This window comes from Sphingopyxis sp. 550A (assembly GCF_053569535.1).
This window is the reverse complement of sequence record NZ_CM131615.1, coordinates 2,667,508-2,684,172: the sequence shown is the minus strand read 5'-3', so window position 1 is coordinate 2,684,172 and position 16,665 is coordinate 2,667,508. Positions and strand designations below refer to the sequence as shown.

General features: G+C 65.6%; 15 protein-coding genes. 11 read left to right on the top strand and 4 right to left on the bottom strand.

Annotated features, from left to right (window positions below; genetic code table 11):
• The first annotated feature begins 61 nt into the window (after positions 1–61).
• The 3 genes from ACVENA_RS12980 (at position 62) to ACVENA_RS12970 (ending at position 4,430) form a co-directional block, all read left to right on the top strand.
• Positions 62–1,774: a class I adenylate-forming enzyme family protein gene (locus ACVENA_RS12980; RefSeq protein ID WP_449325703.1), complete on the top strand. Its 1,713-nt coding sequence runs from the start codon at positions 62–64 to the stop codon at positions 1,772–1,774.
• Positions 1,775–1,935: 161 nt separating this feature from the next.
• A complete protein-coding gene (locus ACVENA_RS12975; protein ID WP_449325702.1) occupies positions 1,936–3,180 on the top strand; it encodes a class I SAM-dependent methyltransferase in 1,245 nt (414 codons plus the stop codon).
• Between the two features lie 92 nt (positions 3,181–3,272).
• Positions 3,273–4,430, top strand: coding sequence for a pyridoxal phosphate-dependent aminotransferase (locus tag ACVENA_RS12970; RefSeq protein ID WP_449325701.1), 1,158 nt, complete (start codon positions 3,273–3,275; stop codon positions 4,428–4,430).
• Positions 4,431–4,441: 11 nt separating this feature from the next.
• Here the strand turns inward: ACVENA_RS12970 and ACVENA_RS12965 are convergent, their stop codons facing one another.
• Positions 4,442–4,879, bottom strand: coding sequence for a DUF1801 domain-containing protein (locus tag ACVENA_RS12965; RefSeq protein WP_449325700.1), 438 nt, complete (start codon positions 4,877–4,879; stop codon positions 4,442–4,444).
• A gap of 54 nt (positions 4,880–4,933) precedes the next feature.
• Positions 4,934–6,007 (bottom strand): tetratricopeptide repeat protein, encoded by a 1,074-nt coding sequence (locus ACVENA_RS12960; RefSeq protein ID WP_449325699.1) that lies wholly within the window; start codon positions 6,005–6,007, stop codon positions 4,934–4,936.
• A 168-nt stretch (positions 6,008–6,175) separates the two neighbouring features.
• On the opposite strand from ACVENA_RS12960, the gene ACVENA_RS12955 reads away from it, so the two are divergent.
• A complete protein-coding gene (locus ACVENA_RS12955; RefSeq protein WP_449325698.1) occupies positions 6,176–6,460 on the top strand; it encodes a hypothetical protein in 285 nt (94 codons plus the stop codon).
• A 139-nt stretch (positions 6,461–6,599) separates the two neighbouring features.
• On the opposite strand, the gene ACVENA_RS12950 is transcribed toward ACVENA_RS12955, so the two are convergent.
• Entirely contained in the window at positions 6,600–7,850 is a 1,251-nt protein-coding gene (locus ACVENA_RS12950) for a cytochrome P450 (protein WP_449325697.1), read from the bottom strand.
• Positions 7,851–8,293: 443 nt separating this feature from the next.
• Here ACVENA_RS12950 and ACVENA_RS12945 point away from each other — a divergent pair, with 443 nt between their 5' ends.
• From ACVENA_RS12945 to ACVENA_RS12920, 6 genes are all read left to right on the top strand, one after another.
• Positions 8,294–9,511 carry an argininosuccinate synthase gene (locus ACVENA_RS12945; RefSeq protein WP_449325696.1) on the top strand — a complete coding sequence of 406 codons (1,218 nt, stop codon included), beginning with the start codon at positions 8,294–8,296 and terminating at the stop codon, positions 9,509–9,511.
• 104 nt (positions 9,512–9,615) lie between these two features.
• On the top strand, positions 9,616–9,822 hold the full coding sequence (locus tag ACVENA_RS12940; protein WP_449325695.1) for a hypothetical protein: 207 nt from the start codon (positions 9,616–9,618) through the stop codon (positions 9,820–9,822).
• 69 nt (positions 9,823–9,891) lie between these two features.
• On the top strand, positions 9,892–10,617 hold the full coding sequence (locus ACVENA_RS12935; protein ID WP_449325694.1) for a hypothetical protein: 726 nt from the start codon (positions 9,892–9,894) through the stop codon (positions 10,615–10,617).
• Between the two features lie 42 nt (positions 10,618–10,659).
• Positions 10,660–11,670 carry a threonine aldolase family protein gene (locus tag ACVENA_RS12930; RefSeq protein WP_449325693.1) on the top strand — a complete coding sequence of 337 codons (1,011 nt, stop codon included), beginning with the start codon at positions 10,660–10,662 and terminating at the stop codon, positions 11,668–11,670.
• On the top strand, positions 11,667–12,626 hold the full coding sequence (locus ACVENA_RS12925) for a DMT family transporter (protein ID WP_449325692.1): 960 nt from the start codon (positions 11,667–11,669) through the stop codon (positions 12,624–12,626). Before ACVENA_RS12930 ends, ACVENA_RS12925 begins: the two co-directional genes overlap by 4 nt.
• 35 nt (positions 12,627–12,661) lie before the next feature.
• Complete coding sequence (locus ACVENA_RS12920) at positions 12,662–13,927, top strand: alpha/beta hydrolase family protein (protein ID WP_449325691.1); 1,266 nt, start codon at positions 12,662–12,664, stop codon at positions 13,925–13,927.
• Here ACVENA_RS12920 and murA read toward each other — a convergent pair.
• Positions 13,914–15,197, bottom strand: coding sequence for a UDP-N-acetylglucosamine 1-carboxyvinyltransferase (gene murA / locus ACVENA_RS12915; protein WP_449325690.1), 1,284 nt, complete (start codon positions 15,195–15,197; stop codon positions 13,914–13,916). The genes ACVENA_RS12920 and murA overlap by 14 nt on opposite strands.
• 389 nt (positions 15,198–15,586) lie before the next feature.
• Between murA and ACVENA_RS12910 the strand changes: the two genes are divergently transcribed.
• Positions 15,587–16,549 carry a DUF3011 domain-containing protein gene (locus ACVENA_RS12910; RefSeq protein WP_449325689.1) on the top strand — a complete coding sequence of 321 codons (963 nt, stop codon included), beginning with the start codon at positions 15,587–15,589 and terminating at the stop codon, positions 16,547–16,549.
• Positions 16,550–16,665 lie beyond the last annotated feature (116 nt).

The following is a 16,665-nucleotide window of genomic DNA, read 5'->3' as shown; positions in this document are numbered from 1 at the left end:
CCCCAGGAGAGGCCTTCCCCATAGGGGGTAAGGCGAGCGAGACCAAGAGGAGAGATGCCCCATGCCTTCCGCGCTCGATCTGCGCCTGGACGCCGCTTATGACCTGATCACCGGTCCGGGCGGTCCGATCGAGGTCGGCTCCGTCGAACGTTTCGGCCGCGAACTGCCCTTCATCACCAACGCGCCGACGAATCTGGCCGACTATGTCGCCTATTTCAGCGCGCTGCACGGCGATGCGACCTTCCTGGTCGAGGGTAACGAACGGTTGAGCTTCGCGCAGACCTATGCCGCCGCGCGCAAGGTCGCGGCGGCGCTGGTCGACGGGCATGGCGTGCAGCGCGGCGACCGCGTCGCCATCGCGATGCGCAACGCCAACGCGTGGTGCGTCGCCTATCTCGGCATCCTGCTCGCGGGCGGCTGCGCGACGTTGCTCAACGGCTGGTGGCAGGGCGCCGAACTGGCGGCGGGGATCGACGATGCCGAAGCGATGCTGGTCATCGCCGACGTCCAGCGCGCCGCGCGGCTTCGGGAACCCGGCATCAAGCACGGCGCGAAGCTGATCACCCTCGATATCGCACAGCCGCTGGGCGCCGCGCTTGCGCCGATCACCGACGCGGGCGGCGGCGCCGACACCGCATTGCCGGCGCTGACCGGCCGGGATCTCGCGACGATCCTCTTCACCTCGGGCTCGACCGGCCAGTCGAAGGGCGCTTTTTCGCGGCACGAGGCGGTGGTGCAGGCGATCTTCAACTATGTGACGCAGACCGCGAGCATCGTCCATCTGCTGACCGAGGACGGGCAGATGTCGGATATCCAGCCCGCGACGCTGATCTGCACCCCGCTGTTTCACGTCACCGCCGAAATCCCGGTATTCCTCCAGAGCTTCGCACTCGGCCGCAAGCTCGTGCTGATGCCGAAATGGAGCGCCGACGAGGCGATGCGGCTGATCCAGGACGAACAGGTCAATTATTTCGTCGGCGTGCCCCTGATGAGCTATGAGATTCTCGTCAGCCCGAACCGCAAGAATTACGATCTGTCGACGTGCAAGAGCTACGCTGGCGGCGGCGCGCCGCGCCCGCCCGAACATGTCCGCCGCCTCGCGACCGAGATGGGCGACGGCAAGCCCTTGCTCGGCTATGGCCTGACCGAAACCAACGCCGTCGGCTGCGGCATCATCAACGAAAATTACCTCGAAAAGCCTCTGTCGACAGGGCCCGCGTCGAAACCGCTCGTCGATCTCGCGATCCTCGACGACAATGGCGACGAACTGCCGCAGGGCGGCGTCGGCGAGGTGTGCATCCGTTCGGTATGCAATTTCGAGGGCTATTGGAACAACCCCGAAGCGACGACGGCGGCCTTCTTCGACAATGGCTATTTCCGTTCGGGCGACCTCGGCTATGTCGACGCGGACGGCTATCTGTTCATCGTCGACCGCAAGAAGGACATCATCATCCGCGGCGGCGAGAATATCAGCTGCCAGGAAGTCGAGGCCGCGATCTACGAGCACCCCGAGGCGAACGAATGCGCGGTCTTCGGCCTGCCCGACGAGCGGTTGGGCGAAGTCGTCGGCGCAGTGATCTGGATGAAACCCGGCAGCGCCGTCACCGCCGAGGACATGACCGCCTTCCTCGGCCAGCGCCTCGCGCCCTACAAGGTGCCGCTGCGGATATGGATGTCGAACGACGCGCTGCCCAAGCTCGGCAGCGAAAAGATCGATAAGGTGACCCTGCGCACGCAATATCGCGAGCAATATGCGGCGGAGGTCGTCGTTTAAGTTCGCTTGTCCAGCTTGGCATCATTGCGACTCCGGTGAAAGCCGGAGTCGCAACAACGAACAGCTTCAATTCGAGCCCTCTCCCGGCGACTGCATTGATTATGAACGCAATCTCGCTATCCTGAACCGGCAGGGGCCCAAAAGATCATGAGGTCGCGCCCATGTCCATTCTCCGCCCCTTCCTGTCGCGCGTCATTCGTCACGGCCGGCTGACGGTCGTCGATCCCGACGGCCATGCCGAGCATTTCGGCGAGTCTGCGCCGGGGTTTCCGGACGTCGCGGTGCGCTTCGCCACCCGCCGCGCGATGCGCCGCGTGATCCTCGACCCGCGTCTCGGCGCGGCCGAGGCGTTCATGGACGGCGAGATGGAACTGACCGACGGCGACATCATGGCGCTGATCGGCCTCCTGCGCATGAACACGCCGTGGGATCGCGGGGCGAAGCTCAAGGACAAGACGTGGCTGGGCCGGCGGATCGAGGGCGTGAAGACGCGGCTCGGCTCGGTCAACCGCCGCCGCCGCTCGCGCGCCAATGTCCAGCATCATTACGACATCGGCAACGACCTCTACCGCCTCTTCCTCGACGCCGACATGCAGTACAGCTGCGCTTACTGGCCGCGCGCGGACATGACGCTCGACGAAGCGCAGGCGGCGAAAAAGGCGCATATCGCGGCAAAGCTCGCGCTGAAACCGGGGCAGCGCGTGCTCGACATCGGCTGCGGTTGGGGCGGGATGGCGATCACTCTCGCGAAGCTCGAACAGGTCGAGGTGCTGGGGATCACCCTGTCGGACGAACAACTCGCGCTCGCCCGGCAGCGTGCCGAGGCGGTGGGGGTCGCCGACCGCGTCCGCTTCGAGCTGATCGACTATCGCGACCTTGCCGCGCGCGAGCCGGGGCGGTTCGACCGCATCGTCTCGGTCGGCATGTTCGAACATGTCGGCGCGCCGAACTATGACGTCTTTTTCCGCGCCTGTGCGAATCTGATGACCGCCGACGGGGTGATGCTGCTCCACACGATCGGGCGCTTCGGCAAGCCGGGCGCGACCGACGCCTTCACGCGCAAATATATCTTCCCCGGCGGCTATATCCCCGCGCTCAGCGAGACGCTGGCGGCGAGCGAGAAGAGCCGACTGATCGTCACCGATGTCGAGACGCTGCGGCTGCATTACGCACTGACGCTGCGCCAATGGTATGCACGGACATTCGCGCACGAGGCCGAGATCGTGGCGATGATGGGCGAGCGCTTCTTCCGCATGTGGACCTTTTACCTCGCCGGCGCGACCGCGGCGTTCGAAAGCGGCGGGATGGGCAACTACCAGATCCAGTTCGCGCGCAGCCGCCACGCCCTGCCGCTGGCGCGCGACTATATGGCCGAGGCCGAAGTGACATATCGCGAGACTGTCTGAACAGGGGAATCCCTTGGTTGGAATCTCCACGGCCAAAGAGCTATGAGCCGGCCGGGGGCCATCCCCTCTCTATACTCTTGCAGGATCGCACCATGACCAATTCGCCCCCGTCGCAGGGCATCGCGCCGTTCCAGGCCATCGAGATCAGCGCCCTCGCGCGCAAGCTGCGCGCGGAAGGGCGGTCGGTGATCCATATGGAGTTCGGCCAGCCCGCCGATGGCGCCCCCGCCGGTGCCGTCGCGGCGGCGCGCGCAGCGCTGGATGAGCCCGACATGGGTTATTGGGAAAGCGTGCCGCTGCGCCGGCGCATCGCGCGACTCTATGGTGACCAATATGGCGTCGACCTCGACCCGCAGCGTATCCTGCTGACCTGCGGTGCCTCCCCGGCGCTCGTGCTGGCGCTGCTGACCGGCTTTGCGGCGGGCAGCCGCGTGATGACCGCGCGGCCCGGCTATGTCGCCTATCGCAATTCGCTGCGCGCCTTGCAGATGATCCCGGTCGAGGTCGAATGCGGGGCGGCCGACCGCTTCCAGATCCACGCGCGTCATATCCGCGAAGCCGATCCCGCGCCCGACGGGCTGATCGTCGCGAGCCCCGCGAACCCCACCGGAACGATCATTCCGCCCGCCGAGCTCGCCGAGCTTGCCGATGCCTGCCGCGAGCGCGGCGTTCGCATCATCTCCGACGAAATCTATCACCGGCTGAGCTACGGCGCCGAAACGCACAGCATGCTGCAATATGACCCCGGCGCCTTCGTCATCAACAGCTTCTCAAAATATTACGGCATGCCCGGCTGGCGCCTCGGCTGGATCGTCTGCCCGCCCGATATGGTTGCGGGAGCGCGCGCGCGGCTCGGCAATCTGTTCCTGTCGCCGCCCGCGCTCAGCCAGCAGGCGGCGCTCGCGGCCTTCGACTGCGAGGAAGAACTCGACGCGCGCGTCGCCATGTACCGCCGCAACCGCCAGTTGCTGATCGATTGCCTGGGCCGGATCGGCATCACCGACATCGCCCCGTCGGACGGCGCTTTCTATGTCTATGCCTCGATCGCCCATCTGACCGATGACAGTTTGTCGCTGTGCAAGCGGCTGCTCGAGGACACCGGCGTCGCCACGGCGCCGGGGCTCGATTTCGACCCCGAACGCGGCGCCGGCTTCATCCGCTTCAGCTATGCCGTGACCACCGACATGGTGCGCGAGGCTTGCGCGCGGCTGGAGGAATGGTTCGGCAGCCGCTGGCCGGTGTCCGGTTAGAACTTGTTGCCTCAGGTTGGATATTTCGCGTTCATCTCCGCCCAGCCCAATGCAACGAGGCGTTCGAGAATGCCCAGGTCCACGTCGGCAAGTTTGTTGATATAGAGACAGACCTTGCCCGTCTTGTGCTTGCCGAGTGCCGCGAACAGCGCGTCGGCCTCCTTCTGCCGGTCGCCGTAATGCTCCATCAGATAGATCGTCATCGCCGCCTTGCGCGGGGAAAAACCCGCCCGGCACATCGTCCCCGAACGCCCGCTGTCATAGACATAGTCATAGCTGCCATAGCCGATGATCGACGGTCCCCACATCTTCGGCTCCAGCCCGGTCACGCGGCGGTGGATAGCATCGACGATCGCCGCCTCCTCGCGCCGCCGCGCGTCGGGCAGTTCGGCGATGAAATCTGCGACGGTGACGTCGGTGGCGCGTGTCTTGTTTTCGGTCTTGCCCATGTCTGGTCTCCGACGTCGGGATAGCGAGTCGAAGGCGCTGTGCCAAATCGCCGCTCAGCCGTCGCAGTCGTTCCAATAATCCTTGTTGGTCGTGCAGCTTTGCAATCCCGAATAATGGTTGACGACGCACACCGTCTTCATCGGGCAAGCCTTCCAGACGCGCGGCTTATATTCGGGCGGAGCCTTGGCCTTGGTGAAGGCGCCGGCGACCTGCTGTTTGAGCGGGATGAGCTGGCCGCGGATCGTGTCGTCACCCTTCGCGATCCCCTGATCCATCCAATAGAGAATCTCGTCCTCATGGGGCAGCGGGTTCTTCATCTGGAGCAGCGACGAGGCTGCCATCACCGCGCCATAGACTTCGCCCTGGTCGGCGACGATCCGCGACAGGCGATAGGCAAGCGCGAAATCCTTCTTGGTGCCGGTGCCGCTGTTGATCATGTCGACCGCCATGATCGTCGCATAAAGGTGCCCGCGCTCGGCCGCCGCCTTGAACGCTGCAAAGGCTTTCTTGGGGTCCTTCTTCGTGCCGAGCCCTTCCTGATAATAGAGCCCGCTGCGATAGAGCGCATCGACATGGCCCGCCGCGGCGGCCTGTTCGATCATCGCGAAGCCGGTCGCATGATCCTTCTTCCCGCCGATGATGCCCGCCGAGTAGAGCGTGCCGACATTGTAGAGCGCGACCGGATCGCCGAGCTTCGCCGCCTCCTGCATCAGCGCCAGCCCGTCCTGCGGGGTGCCGCCGGGGACGCTGCCGTTGATCCACGAGAGGCCGAGCTCCATCAGCGCGGCGGGATCCTTCTGCTTCTCGATATAGAGGCGCGTCGCGTCGCGCCCTTCGGGGGTACGGATCTGCCAATGGCCGCCGCGCGCGGTCATCTCGGGCAGCGGCGCGGGGCAGGGGGTGCCCGCATTGGCCCCGGCTTCATAGCCTTGCGCCCAGGCGATCGCCGCCGCCGACACGGCGGTGCCGCCCTTGCGGTCGCTCACCAGCCGGTCATAGGCATTATGGCAATCGACCTGCTGATTATATTCGCGCGTCGGGTCAGGCATCGATCCTTGACCCCCCGCGCCCGATGCCGAAGCCGTCAGCACCAGAAACGGCGCCGCGAAAGCCAGCCAAGCCCGCATCCCATCCCCCCTCGACGCATGGTCCCGCCGTAAGTTTAAACCACTGCGCGCCGGCAAACTTGTAAAAACGCGCCAGCGAACCGAAGAGGGCGAAGGGATGGTTTCATTTCGGAGATTGCGTTCTAATCTTGGCTTTCCATTTCCGGAGTCGGGAAAGGCGGAAAGATCATGCGGTCGCTTCTATCCAGCCTGTTGCTGTCCCTGCTCGCGGTCGGGCTGATCGCCACCGATCCGGCCTTTGCAAAGCCGCAGGAACCGGCGATGACGCCGCAATTCTATCGCCGCAACTGCATGATGTGCCACAAGACCGCGGTTCCCGAAGGCCTCGACCCCGCGATCACCGCGGGCGTGCGCCCGCCCCACCCGACCCGGTCGCGCGACGCCATGCCCGGCGTCACATGCTGGCGCCGCTGCGAAAAATGCTGGCCCCATCCGGGCAAGACGAAACGGTGAGGGAATAGGGTGGAATTGGATTGCGGTGACGGGTGCGGAAATCCCCAATTGGAATTTAGGGGTTTACGCACCTGTCACCGTAATTCACGTAATTCCAGCCTGTTGCTGTCGCTGCTGCTGGAATTCCGACCCCCGCGCCTCAACGCGTGGCGACGAGAATCTCGCGATAGCGGTCGGGTCGTGCCGGGTCCTTCTCCGGCCCGGTGGTGATCAGGCGCAGGTGCGGCCAGCGGCCGAGCAGCGCCTCGATCGCCATTTGCGTTTCGAACCGCGCGAGTGACGCCCCGATGCAGAAATGCGGACCATAGCCGAAGCTCAGATGGGCCGCGCCGTCCGTCCGCGCGATGTCGAAGCGATCGGGGTTGGCAAATACGGCGGGGTCGCGATTGGCGGCGCCCAGGCCCAGGCGCACCGTGTCGCCCGCGCGCAGCATCTTGCCGCCCAACTCGACGTCGCGGGTGCAGCGGCGGTTGGTCGATGTCGATTGTGTCGGATGGTGAAAGCGCAGGATTTCTTCCAGCGCCCGCGGCACCCGCTCGCGATCCTCGACGAGCAGCCGCCATTGGTCGCGATGCGATAGCAGCAGGAACAGACCGGAAGAGATCATCCGCTCGGTCGTCGTTCCGGCGGCGGTATAGATGGTGCCCACGGCGGCGAGCAATTCGCCGTCGCCGAGCCGTTGCCCCTGTTCCTCGGCCGCGATCAACTCGCCGATCAGGTCGCCGCGCGGTTCGGCGCGGCGCCGCGCGACCAGATCGTTCAGATAGCCGCCGATCCAGCGGCCGGACGCGAGCGCGGCTCGCCAGCTTTCTTCGTCCTTCTTGGGCGCCATCAGCATTTCGGCATTGGCGAGCGCGACGCGGAAATCCTCGCGATCCCCGGCAGGAATGCCGATGATCTCGCTCGCGACGATGATCGGCAGGTGAAAGGCGAAATCGGTCACCAGATCGAAGCGCCCGCCGGTCGCGGCCCGGTCGAGCAGTTCGTCGATGACCGCCGCGATGCGCGCGCGCCACCCCTCCGCCGTCCGCCGTGAAAAGGCGCCCTGCACGAGGCGGCGGATGCGCGTATGGTCGGGCGCGTCCATCTGGTTGAACGAGCGGTTCAGGCTTTCGCTCATGCTTTGCTCGGTCGCCGAGGCATTGTCGCCCGGCCTTGCCCTGGCGAGCGGATTGGTCGCACCGAAGCCCGCGCCCATATTGGAGAAGGTTGCGGCATCCTTGAGCACGGCCGCGACATCGGCGTGCCGGGTCAGATACCAGTAGCCGTGACGCGACCAGTGCACCGGGTCATCCGCGCGCAGCTGGTTCAGCGTCGCGACGGGATCGCTTTCGAATTCATAGCTGTGCAGATCCGGTTGCCATCCCGTATCGGCCAAAGCGTCGCGCACTGCCCCTCTCCCCGGCAAGACCATGGTTTTCCCGGCATAAGCGAGCGGCCGATAGTCGGCAAGCGGTCCGCAGCCGGAATTGCGGTGACAGGATAATTACGGTGACAGGTGCGAAAACCCCTAAATAGTCCACCTGCAAAAGCCGCTGTCCTACAAAACCGCGCTGGGTTAGCCTCCATCACATGTCGCGCTTCCGTCTCTTTTCGTGCTCGAAACCGCCTTCATCCATGGCCCGCCTTAAAGCGACAAAGGAGACGTTTTCGGCGCGCACGACCGTATCCTTTGTCGCTTTAAGCGCCGCTGCCCTGCCGGCGCGACGCGCGCGACCCCGCATTGCGCGTGAAGTTGCGCAGTTTTCCGCCTGTTCGCCCGATCAGCCCGTTGCGCCGCGCGGGCGGGCCTGCTAGCCGCGCCCGCACTGTCTCCCGCCAGAAGGTGTCCCCATGTCCGAGTCCATCAAGCGCGTCGTCCTTGCCTATTCGGGGGGGCTCGACACCAGCGTCATCCTGAAATGGCTGCAGGTGACCTATGGCTGCGAGGTGGTGACCTTTACCGCTGACCTGGGACAGGGCGAGGAACTGGCGCCCGCGCGCGCCAAGGCCGAACTGATGGGGATCAAGCCCGAACATATCTATATCGACGATGTCCGCGAGGAGTTCGTCCGCGATTTCGTCTTTCCGATGATGCGCGCCAATGCGCGTTACGAGGGCGATTATCTGCTCGGCACCTCGATCGCGCGGCCGCTGATTTCGAAGCGGCTTGTCGAGATCGCCAAGGAAACCGGCGCCGACGCGGTCGCGCACGGCGCGACGGGCAAGGGCAATGATCAGGTGCGCTTCGAACTGTCCTGCTATGCGCTCAATCCCGACATCAAGGTGATCGCGCCGTGGCGCGAATGGGACCTGACCAGCCGCACCGCGCTGATCGACTTCGCCGAGAAGAACCAGATCCCGGTGCCGAAGGACAAGCGCGGCGAGAGCCCGTTCAGCACCGACGCCAACCTTCTCCACACCTCGTCGGAGGGCAAGGTGCTCGAGGATCCGTGGGAAGAAACCCCCGACTATGTCTATTCGCGCACGGTGAACCCCGAGGACGCGCCCGACGCCCCCGAATATATCACCATCGATTTCGAACGCGGCGACGGCGTCGCGCTGAATGGGCAGTCGATGTCGCCCGCAACTTTGCTCGCGGCGCTCAACGATCTGGGCCGCAAGCATGGGATCGGCCGCCTCGACCTCGTCGAGAACCGCTTCGTCGGCATGAAATCGCGCGGCATGTACGAGACGCCCGGCGGCGAAATCTATGCCCGCGCGCATCGCGGGATCGAAAGCATCACCCTCGACCGCGGCGCGGCGCATCTCAAGGACGAGCTGATGCCGAAATATGCCGAGCTCATCTACAACGGCTTCTGGTTCGCGCCCGAGCGCGAGATGCTGCAGGCGGCGATCGACCATAGCCAGGAAAAGGTCAGCGGCACCGTCCGCCTCAAGCTCTACAAGGGCAATGCCAGCGTCGTCGGCCGCAAGTCGCCGCACAGCCTCTACAGCGAACGCCATGTGACCTTCGAGGATGACGCGGGCGCCTATGACCAGAAGGATGCGGCGGGCTTCATCAAGCTCAATGCGCTGCGCCTGAAGCTGCTCGCGCGGCGCGATCGCTGATCCTGCGGGACGGCGGGCGCGTCCCTTCGCCACCGGATTGGCGATCGGGCGGCGGAATGCTATAGGATTCGCGGGGGTGCTGCCGACAGAAAGGTTGGTGGCCGATGTCCGACGGCCAGTCCGAAGAATCTTCGCCCTATGATTGGCGGCCTTGTTCGCTGCTCTTTCCCCGTATCGCGAAACTGATGACGCGCGACGGAACCTATACGCGGCTGATCCTGCCGGGGGACTATTTCGCCCGGCGGTCGCGGACCTATGGCTATTGGATGTATCGCCACCGCCACGAGCATGACCAGGATCAGGACGACTGATATTGGGGGTGGCGCGGTCGCCGGGCAGGCGGCAGAAGGGATGGCCTTTCGCCGCAGGGGACATCGCCGGTGCGTAATTTCGATTTTTCCTCGTGGCAGAGCATCGGGGCCACCCTGCTCGGGCTGGCGCTCTTCACGCTGATCGGCGTCGGCATCCGCCTGGTGGTCATGATGACGATCCAGCAGCGCCGCGAGCGGATCAACCGCCAGATCAACGAGCGGCTGCGGACGCTGATCGCGGCCTACAAGACGCTCGGCGGCTCGTTCACCGGCAATCTGGCCGTCGATCCACGTCATCTGCGCGACCTCCGCCGCGCCGGGGCCGAAACGGCTGCCGGAACGGAGGTCGCGGGCGCCGATTCGGATCGGCCGCGCCGGATTCGCGACGCGGTCGAGGCGGCGCTGTCGGATATCATCCTGCTCGGCACCGCCGACCAGGTCCGCCTCGCGAGCCGCGCTGCGCGCGAACTGGTCGAGGGGCGCCCGGTCCACGTCCATGATCTGGTCGTCGCGCTGCGCGACTTCATTCGCGACGCGCTCGATCTCGATCCCGTGCCGTCCGACTCGGCGATCCCGCTGCAAGGCCCGACCCGGCCTTCGAGCGGCGGAAAAGGCGGCGGTTCGGGCCGAGGCGGCGAAGGCGGCGGGGGAGGAGGGCGCGGCGGCGGCGGCGGTGGCATGGGCGGCGGAATGGGCATGGCGGGCGGGCTCGGCGTCGTCGGCGGTGCCAGCCTCGCGCATGGCACCGCGGGCGGTGACGATGCCGATGATCCGGCGGGACTCTCAAAAAATTAATGCGTTAGCGCGGCGCGCTTTCCTGCGCTAAGGGGCGGCTCGATGACCGCCTCGCGCTTTTTCTCCGACAATGCCGCCGCCGTGCATCCCGCGGTGATGGAGGCACTCGCCGTCGCCAATCATGTCGATACCGCCTATGATGGCGACACGCTCAGCCAGTCGCTCGACGCGGCCTTTTCGGAACTGTTCGAGACGACATGCGAAGTCGTCTGGATTTCGACCGGCACCGCCGCGAACAGCATTATCCTCGCCCATTTCGTGCGGCCGTGGCAGGGCATCCTCTGCTATGAGGAAGCGCATATCGAGGTCGACGAGTGCGGCGCGCCGACCTTTTATTCAGGCGGCGCCAAGCTGATGACGTTGCCCGGCACAGGGGCGAAGATCGACGCCGAGGCGCTGAAGGCGCGGATCGCCGGCATCCGCAAGGACGTCCATCAGGTGCAGCCCGCCGCGATCAGCATCACCAATGCGACCGAATATGGGCTGGCGTGGCGGCCGGACGAGGTGGGTGCGATCAGCGAGATCGCCAGAGCCAACGGCATGAAGCTGCACATGGACGGCGCGCGCTTCGCCAATGCGGTCGCTTTCCTCGGCTGTTCGCCCGCCGATGTGACGTGGCGGGCCGGGGTCGATGCCCTGTCCTTCGGCTTCACAAAAAATGGCGCGATGATGGCCGAAGCGCTCGTCTTCTTCGGCGGCAGCGGCGGCGCCGGGGTGCGCGAACTCAAAAAGCGCGGCGGCCACCTGCTCAGCAAGGGGCGTTTCGTCGCGGCGCAGATTCGCGCGATGCTGAAAGACGACCTCTGGCTCGCCAATGCGCGCGGGGCCAATGCCGGCGCCGCAGCGCTGGCCGCGGCGTGCGGCAACCGGCTGATGTATCCGGTCGAGGCGAACGAACTGTTCGTCCGGTTGAGCGCGGCCGAAGCGGCGACGCTGCGCGGCCGGGGCTTCGATTTCTACGACTGGGGCGAAGGCGCGGCGCGCCTCGTCACAAGCTGGGATCAGGATGCCGCGGCGGTCGCGCCGCTCGCGGCCGCCATCGCGGCGCTATGAACGAGCAGCCGGCGACGCTGCTTGCCCCGCGCATCCTCATCCCCTTCGCGCTCGTCACGCTGATCTGGGGATCGACGTGGATCGTCATCAAGGGGCAGCTCGGCGTCGTGCCGCCGAGCTGGTCGGTCACCTATCGCTTTTCGGTGGCGGCGATCGCGATGTTCGCCTTTGCGGCGCTCCGGCGCGAACGCCTGTTGCTGGAACCCAAGGCCATGGCCTTTGCGGTGCTGCTCGGGATCGCGCAGTTCACCTTCAACTTCAATTTCGTCTATCGCGCCGAACAGCATATCACTTCGGGGCTCGTCGCCGTGCTTTTCGCGTTGCTGATCGTGCCGAATACGCTGCTCGGGCGCTTGTTTCTGAAATCGCCGCTGGAGAAGCGCTTCCTCGCCGGCGCCGGAATCGCGATCGTCGGGGTCGGGCTGATGATCCTCCACGAATATCGCGCCGCGGCGCTCGGCGCGGGCGAGGTGCTGTTCGGCACCGCGTTGACGCTTGCGGGGGTAATGAGCGCGTCGACCGCCAATGTCATGCAAGGGACCGCGATCGCGCGGGCGCAATCGATGGTCGTCATGATCGCGTGGGCGATGCTGTTCGGCGCACTTGCCGATGGCAGCTATGCCTGGATCACTACAGGGCCACCGGTGATCGAGGCGACGCCCGTCTATCTCGGCGGTATTCTTTACCTCGGTATCGTCGCGAGCGCGGTGACCTTTCCGCTCTATTTCAACGTCATCCGCGCGGTCGGGCCGGGGCAGGCGGCGTGGTCGAGCGTGCTGATCCCGATCATCGCAATGGGTTTTTCGACGGCGTTCGAGGGCTATCGCTGGGCGCCGCTGTCGATCGCGGGCGGCGCGGTCGCGCTCGTCGGGCTGGTGATCGCCGTGGCGAAGCGGCCCGAGCGGCCGTCGGTCAGCGGCAATATGGTGTCGGTCCCGGTCGAACCGGAGTCCTGATTGTCACGGCTGTCTTATGTCGATAAGACGGTTTCATGAAAATCCTCTCCATCGCAATCGCCCTTGTCGCCGCCGCCGCGGCAACTCCGGTATCGGCCCAAGGCGCCTGCCAGCCCGGAACCTATCGCGCCGCGGACGGCGATTTCGTCGTGTTGGTGCCGTCACCGGCGGTTTCCGAACCGGGCCTTCGCTACCAGTTCCGCGACGGGCGCCGCGGGGCCACGAACGAGGCCGGCGCGCCGCTGGCCTGCAATGGGAGCGCGGTGACCGTCGCGGGCAAAGCGTGGACGCGGATCGCTTTTCGCGAAACCCCGACGACCTTCGACAGCGTCGAGACGAAGCTGGCCGGAATGCTGATCGAGCCGCCGGGCGCCGACCCCAGGCGCCCGCTGGTGGTGATGGTGCACGGTTCTGAACGCAGTTCGCCGATCGGCGGCCTCTATGGCTATGCGATGGCGGCGCAGGGGTTGTCGGTCTTCGTCTATGACAAGCGCGGCACCGGTGGGTCTGAAGGCGAATATACGCAGAATTTCGAGCTGCTCGCGACCGATGCGGCGCAGGCGCTCGACACGGCACGACGGATGGCGGCGGGGCGGTTCGGTCGCGCGGGTTTCTTCGGCGGCAGCCAGGGCGGCTGGGTCGCGCCGCGCGCCGCGACGCTGACCAAGGCCGATTTCGTCGCGGTCGGCTTCGGTCTTGTCGCTTCGCCGATCGAGGAGGACCGCGAGCAGATGGTGTCGGAAGTCCGCGCCGCCGGACTGGGCGCCGATGCCGAGGCACTCGTCGACCGCCTGTCGAAGGCGACCGCAACCTTGCTGCTGTCCAACTTCACGCAGGGCTATGCCGAGCTCGATGCGGTGCGGAGCGAGATGGCGGGCAAGTCGTGGGCCGCGAAGGTGGAGGGCGAATATAGCGGCGCGATGGCGCGTCTCTCCGACGCCGAATTGCACCGGATCGGGCGGGCGCGCTTCGACAATCTGGAGCTGATCTGGGATTATGACGCGGTCGCGGTGCTCAAAAAGCTCGACACGCCCTTGTTGTGGGTGCTGGCGGGCGAGGACCGTGAAGCGCCGATCGAAACGACGCGCGGCGCATTGATGGACCTCAAGGCGGTGGGGAAGCCGGTCGACGTCTATCTCTTTCCCCAGACCGATCACGGCATGTGGGAATATGTCCAGAACCCCGACGGATCGCGCGACGTCACGCGGATCACCGACGGCTATCTGAAATTGCTCGGCGACTGGATCAAAGGCGACGTGCGCGGTGCTTACGGCCGCGCCGAGCATCTTACCCCGCGCTGATCCGTTCGATGTCGGCACCGACTGCCTGGAGCTTCTCTTCCAGCCGCTCATAGCCGCGGTCGAGGTGGTAGACGCGGTTGACTTCGGTCTGCCCCTCGGCGGCGAGACCGGCGATGATCAGGCTCATCGAGGCGCGCAGGTCGGTCGCCATCACCGGCGCGCCGATCAGCTTGTCGACACCGCGGACGATCGCGGTGCGGCCCTTGACCTGGATGTCGCAGCCCATGCGCGCCAGTTCGGGAACATGCATGTAGCGGTTCTCGAAGATCGTTTCGGTGAACAGCGAAGCACCGGTGCCGAGCGTCGCCATCGCCATGAACTGCGCCTGCATGTCGGTCGCGAAGCCGGGGTAGGGCGCGGTCGACAGGGTGACGGGCTCGGCGCGGCCCGACATGGCAACGCGGATGCCCGCCTTGGTCTCCTCGACCGTCGCGCCGGCTTCGCGCAGCGCGGCGAGCGTCGCCTCCATCTCGTCGGCCTTGGCGCCGACCAGTTCGACGTCTCCTTCGGTGATCACCGCGGCGCAGGCGTAGCTGCCCGCCTCGATGCGGTCGGCCATCACGCGATAGGTCGCGCCGTGCAGCCGGTTGACGCCTTCGATCGTCAGCGTTTCGGTGCCGATGCCGTCGATCTCGGCCCCCATCGCGACGAGGCAGTTGCAGAGGTCGACGATCTCCGGCTCGCGCGCGGCATTTTCGAGCACGCAGGTTCCTTTGGCGAGCACCGCCGCCATCACCGCATTCTCGGTCGCGCCGACCGACACGACGGGAAAGGTGAACTTGCCGCCCGCCAGCCGTCCGCCGGGGGCGCTCGCCTTCACATAGCCCGAGGCGAGCTCGATTTCGGCGCCGAAGGCTTCGAGCGCTTTCAGGTGGAGGTCGATCGGGCGGTTGCCGATCGCGCAGCCGCCGGGGAGCGACACGGTCGCTTCGCCCGCACGTGCGAGCAGCGGGCCGAGGACGAGGATCGAGGCGCGCATCTTGCGCACGATGTCATAGGGCGCGACGGTCGAGGTGAGGGTGGTCGCGCGCGCGGTCATCACGCGGCCGAAATCCTCGGGCCGCGACCCCTCGATCGTCGTCGAGCAGCCGAGCTGGTTGAGGAGGTGCCCGAACCCGTCGACGTCGGCGAGCCGTGGCAGGTTGCGCAAGGTCAGCGGCTCGTCGGTGAGCAGCGCGCAGGGCAACAGGGTGAGCGCGGCATTCTTGGCGCCGGAGATGGGAATACGGCCCTTGAGTCGCTGGCCGCCGCGAATGACGATTTGATCCATCGGCTGTCCTTAGCGGATGCGCGGATGCGCGCAAGCGGATGCCGCAGTGATGCTTAAAGCGACAAAATATACGGACGTGCGTATCCGGTTCGTCTCTTTTGTCGCTTTAAGCCGAACCGCAAGCCGATTGCCTGAAGCCACAAAGGGTCCGCATGTGCGCATCCAAATCATGTCCTTCATGGCTTCAGGGCGAGGGGGCACGGCCTGTTTCGTGCGCAGGATAAGCACGGCGGAATAAAGTAGGAAAGCCGATTTGCTTTCCCGCATTCGTTTGCGGCGTCCGGCATTTGGCGATGGCGTTCGCGGTGAAAATGTGAAACCATCCGGCGCAGGTTAGTCGAAGGAAATGAGGACTGTAGGGCAAGGCATTCAACAGGGGAGAAACTGCTATGCGAAATCCCGTCGTCACGGCCGTCACCGCCGTATCGTTCGTCGTCAGCCAGCTTGCCGTTCCGGCCTTTGCCCAGACCACTTACCCCTATCCGCCGCCGCCGGGCTCCAACGAGGGCTATGCGGGCATGATCCGCTGCGAATCCCGGAACAACCAGCAGCAGCGTTGCAAGGTCAAGACGAGCAACCGCGTCGAACTGGTCCGCGTGATCGGCGGGCGCTGCTCGAAAGGGCGCGACTGGGGTTTCGACGCCAATCAGATATGGGTTTCGGGTGGGTGCCGCGCCGAATTTCGCTACGGCTATTCGAGCGGGGGTTCCTATCCCGATCGCGATTATGCCGGGACGCTCCGCTGCGAGTCGCGCAACAATCGCTACGAGCAATGCAATGTCCAGACGAATGGGCGCGTCGAATTGCTCCGCAAACTCGGCGGCAAATGCAACGCCGGGCGCCAATGGGGGTATGACGCGAACCTGATCTGGGTGACGAACGGCTGCCGCGCCGAATTCGGCTATGGCTACGCCAATCTCGCGCCGCTGCCCGGCCCGAAACCCGAAAAAGACAAGGGGCCGAGCACCGGCCTGATCATCGGCGGCATCGTCGTTGCCGGCGGGTTGCTCGCTTTGCTTGCAAGCCAGAAAAAGAAGAAGGACGACGGCAGCACGCAGGAAAGTACGTCGCCGCCGGCCGCGAGCGGCCCCGCGACGCTCAGTGCCGACCTCTCCGGTCTGCCGAGCGCTTCGCGTTCGTCGGTGCAGAATTGCATGAACGACGCCGCACGGCAGATCGGTGCAACCGGCGGAACGCGGCTGTCCTACGACAAGCTCGTCTCATTGGAGCAGGGCAACGGCGGCTGGCGCATCCGCGCCGCGATGACCGCGACCTATCCCGACGGCGCGAAATCGCTCGAAATGTATTGCCGCGCGACGCCGAGGGAGATCGTTCAGCTCGATTTTAACTGAGGAGCGGCGTCAGGAATGCGTTGGCGCCGGCTTCGGGGTGGGGAGCGGACATCTACTAACGGCTCCCGTCATCCCGGCGAACGCCGGGATCTCGCCGGTGCGTCATGGCGATAGGG

Coding starts and splice junctions, on each gene's coding strand:
- ACVENA_RS12955 (WP_449325698.1), top strand. CDS start 6,176: ATGCGGTCGCTTCTATCCAGCCTGTTGCTGTCCCTGCTCGCGGTCGGG.
- ACVENA_RS12970 (WP_449325701.1), top strand. CDS start 3,273: ATGACCAATTCGCCCCCGTCGCAGGGCATCGCGCCGTTCCAGGCCATC.
- ACVENA_RS12980 (WP_449325703.1), top strand. CDS start 62: ATGCCTTCCGCGCTCGATCTGCGCCTGGACGCCGCTTATGACCTGATC.
- ACVENA_RS12945 (WP_449325696.1), top strand. CDS start 8,294: ATGTCCGAGTCCATCAAGCGCGTCGTCCTTGCCTATTCGGGGGGGCTC.
- ACVENA_RS12925 (WP_449325692.1), top strand. CDS start 11,667: ATGAACGAGCAGCCGGCGACGCTGCTTGCCCCGCGCATCCTCATCCCC.
- ACVENA_RS12960 (WP_449325699.1), bottom strand. CDS start 6,007: ATGCGGGCTTGGCTGGCTTTCGCGGCGCCGTTTCTGGTGCTGACGGCT.
- ACVENA_RS12920 (WP_449325691.1), top strand. CDS start 12,662: ATGAAAATCCTCTCCATCGCAATCGCCCTTGTCGCCGCCGCCGCGGCA.
- ACVENA_RS12965 (WP_449325700.1), bottom strand. CDS start 4,879: ATGGGCAAGACCGAAAACAAGACACGCGCCACCGACGTCACCGTCGCA.
- ACVENA_RS12910 (WP_449325689.1), top strand. CDS start 15,587: ATGCGAAATCCCGTCGTCACGGCCGTCACCGCCGTATCGTTCGTCGTC.
- ACVENA_RS12940 (WP_449325695.1), top strand. CDS start 9,616: ATGTCCGACGGCCAGTCCGAAGAATCTTCGCCCTATGATTGGCGGCCT.
- murA (WP_449325690.1), bottom strand. CDS start 15,197: ATGGATCAAATCGTCATTCGCGGCGGCCAGCGACTCAAGGGCCGTATT.
- ACVENA_RS12930 (WP_449325693.1), top strand. CDS start 10,660: ATGACCGCCTCGCGCTTTTTCTCCGACAATGCCGCCGCCGTGCATCCC.
- ACVENA_RS12975 (WP_449325702.1), top strand. CDS start 1,936: ATGTCCATTCTCCGCCCCTTCCTGTCGCGCGTCATTCGTCACGGCCGG.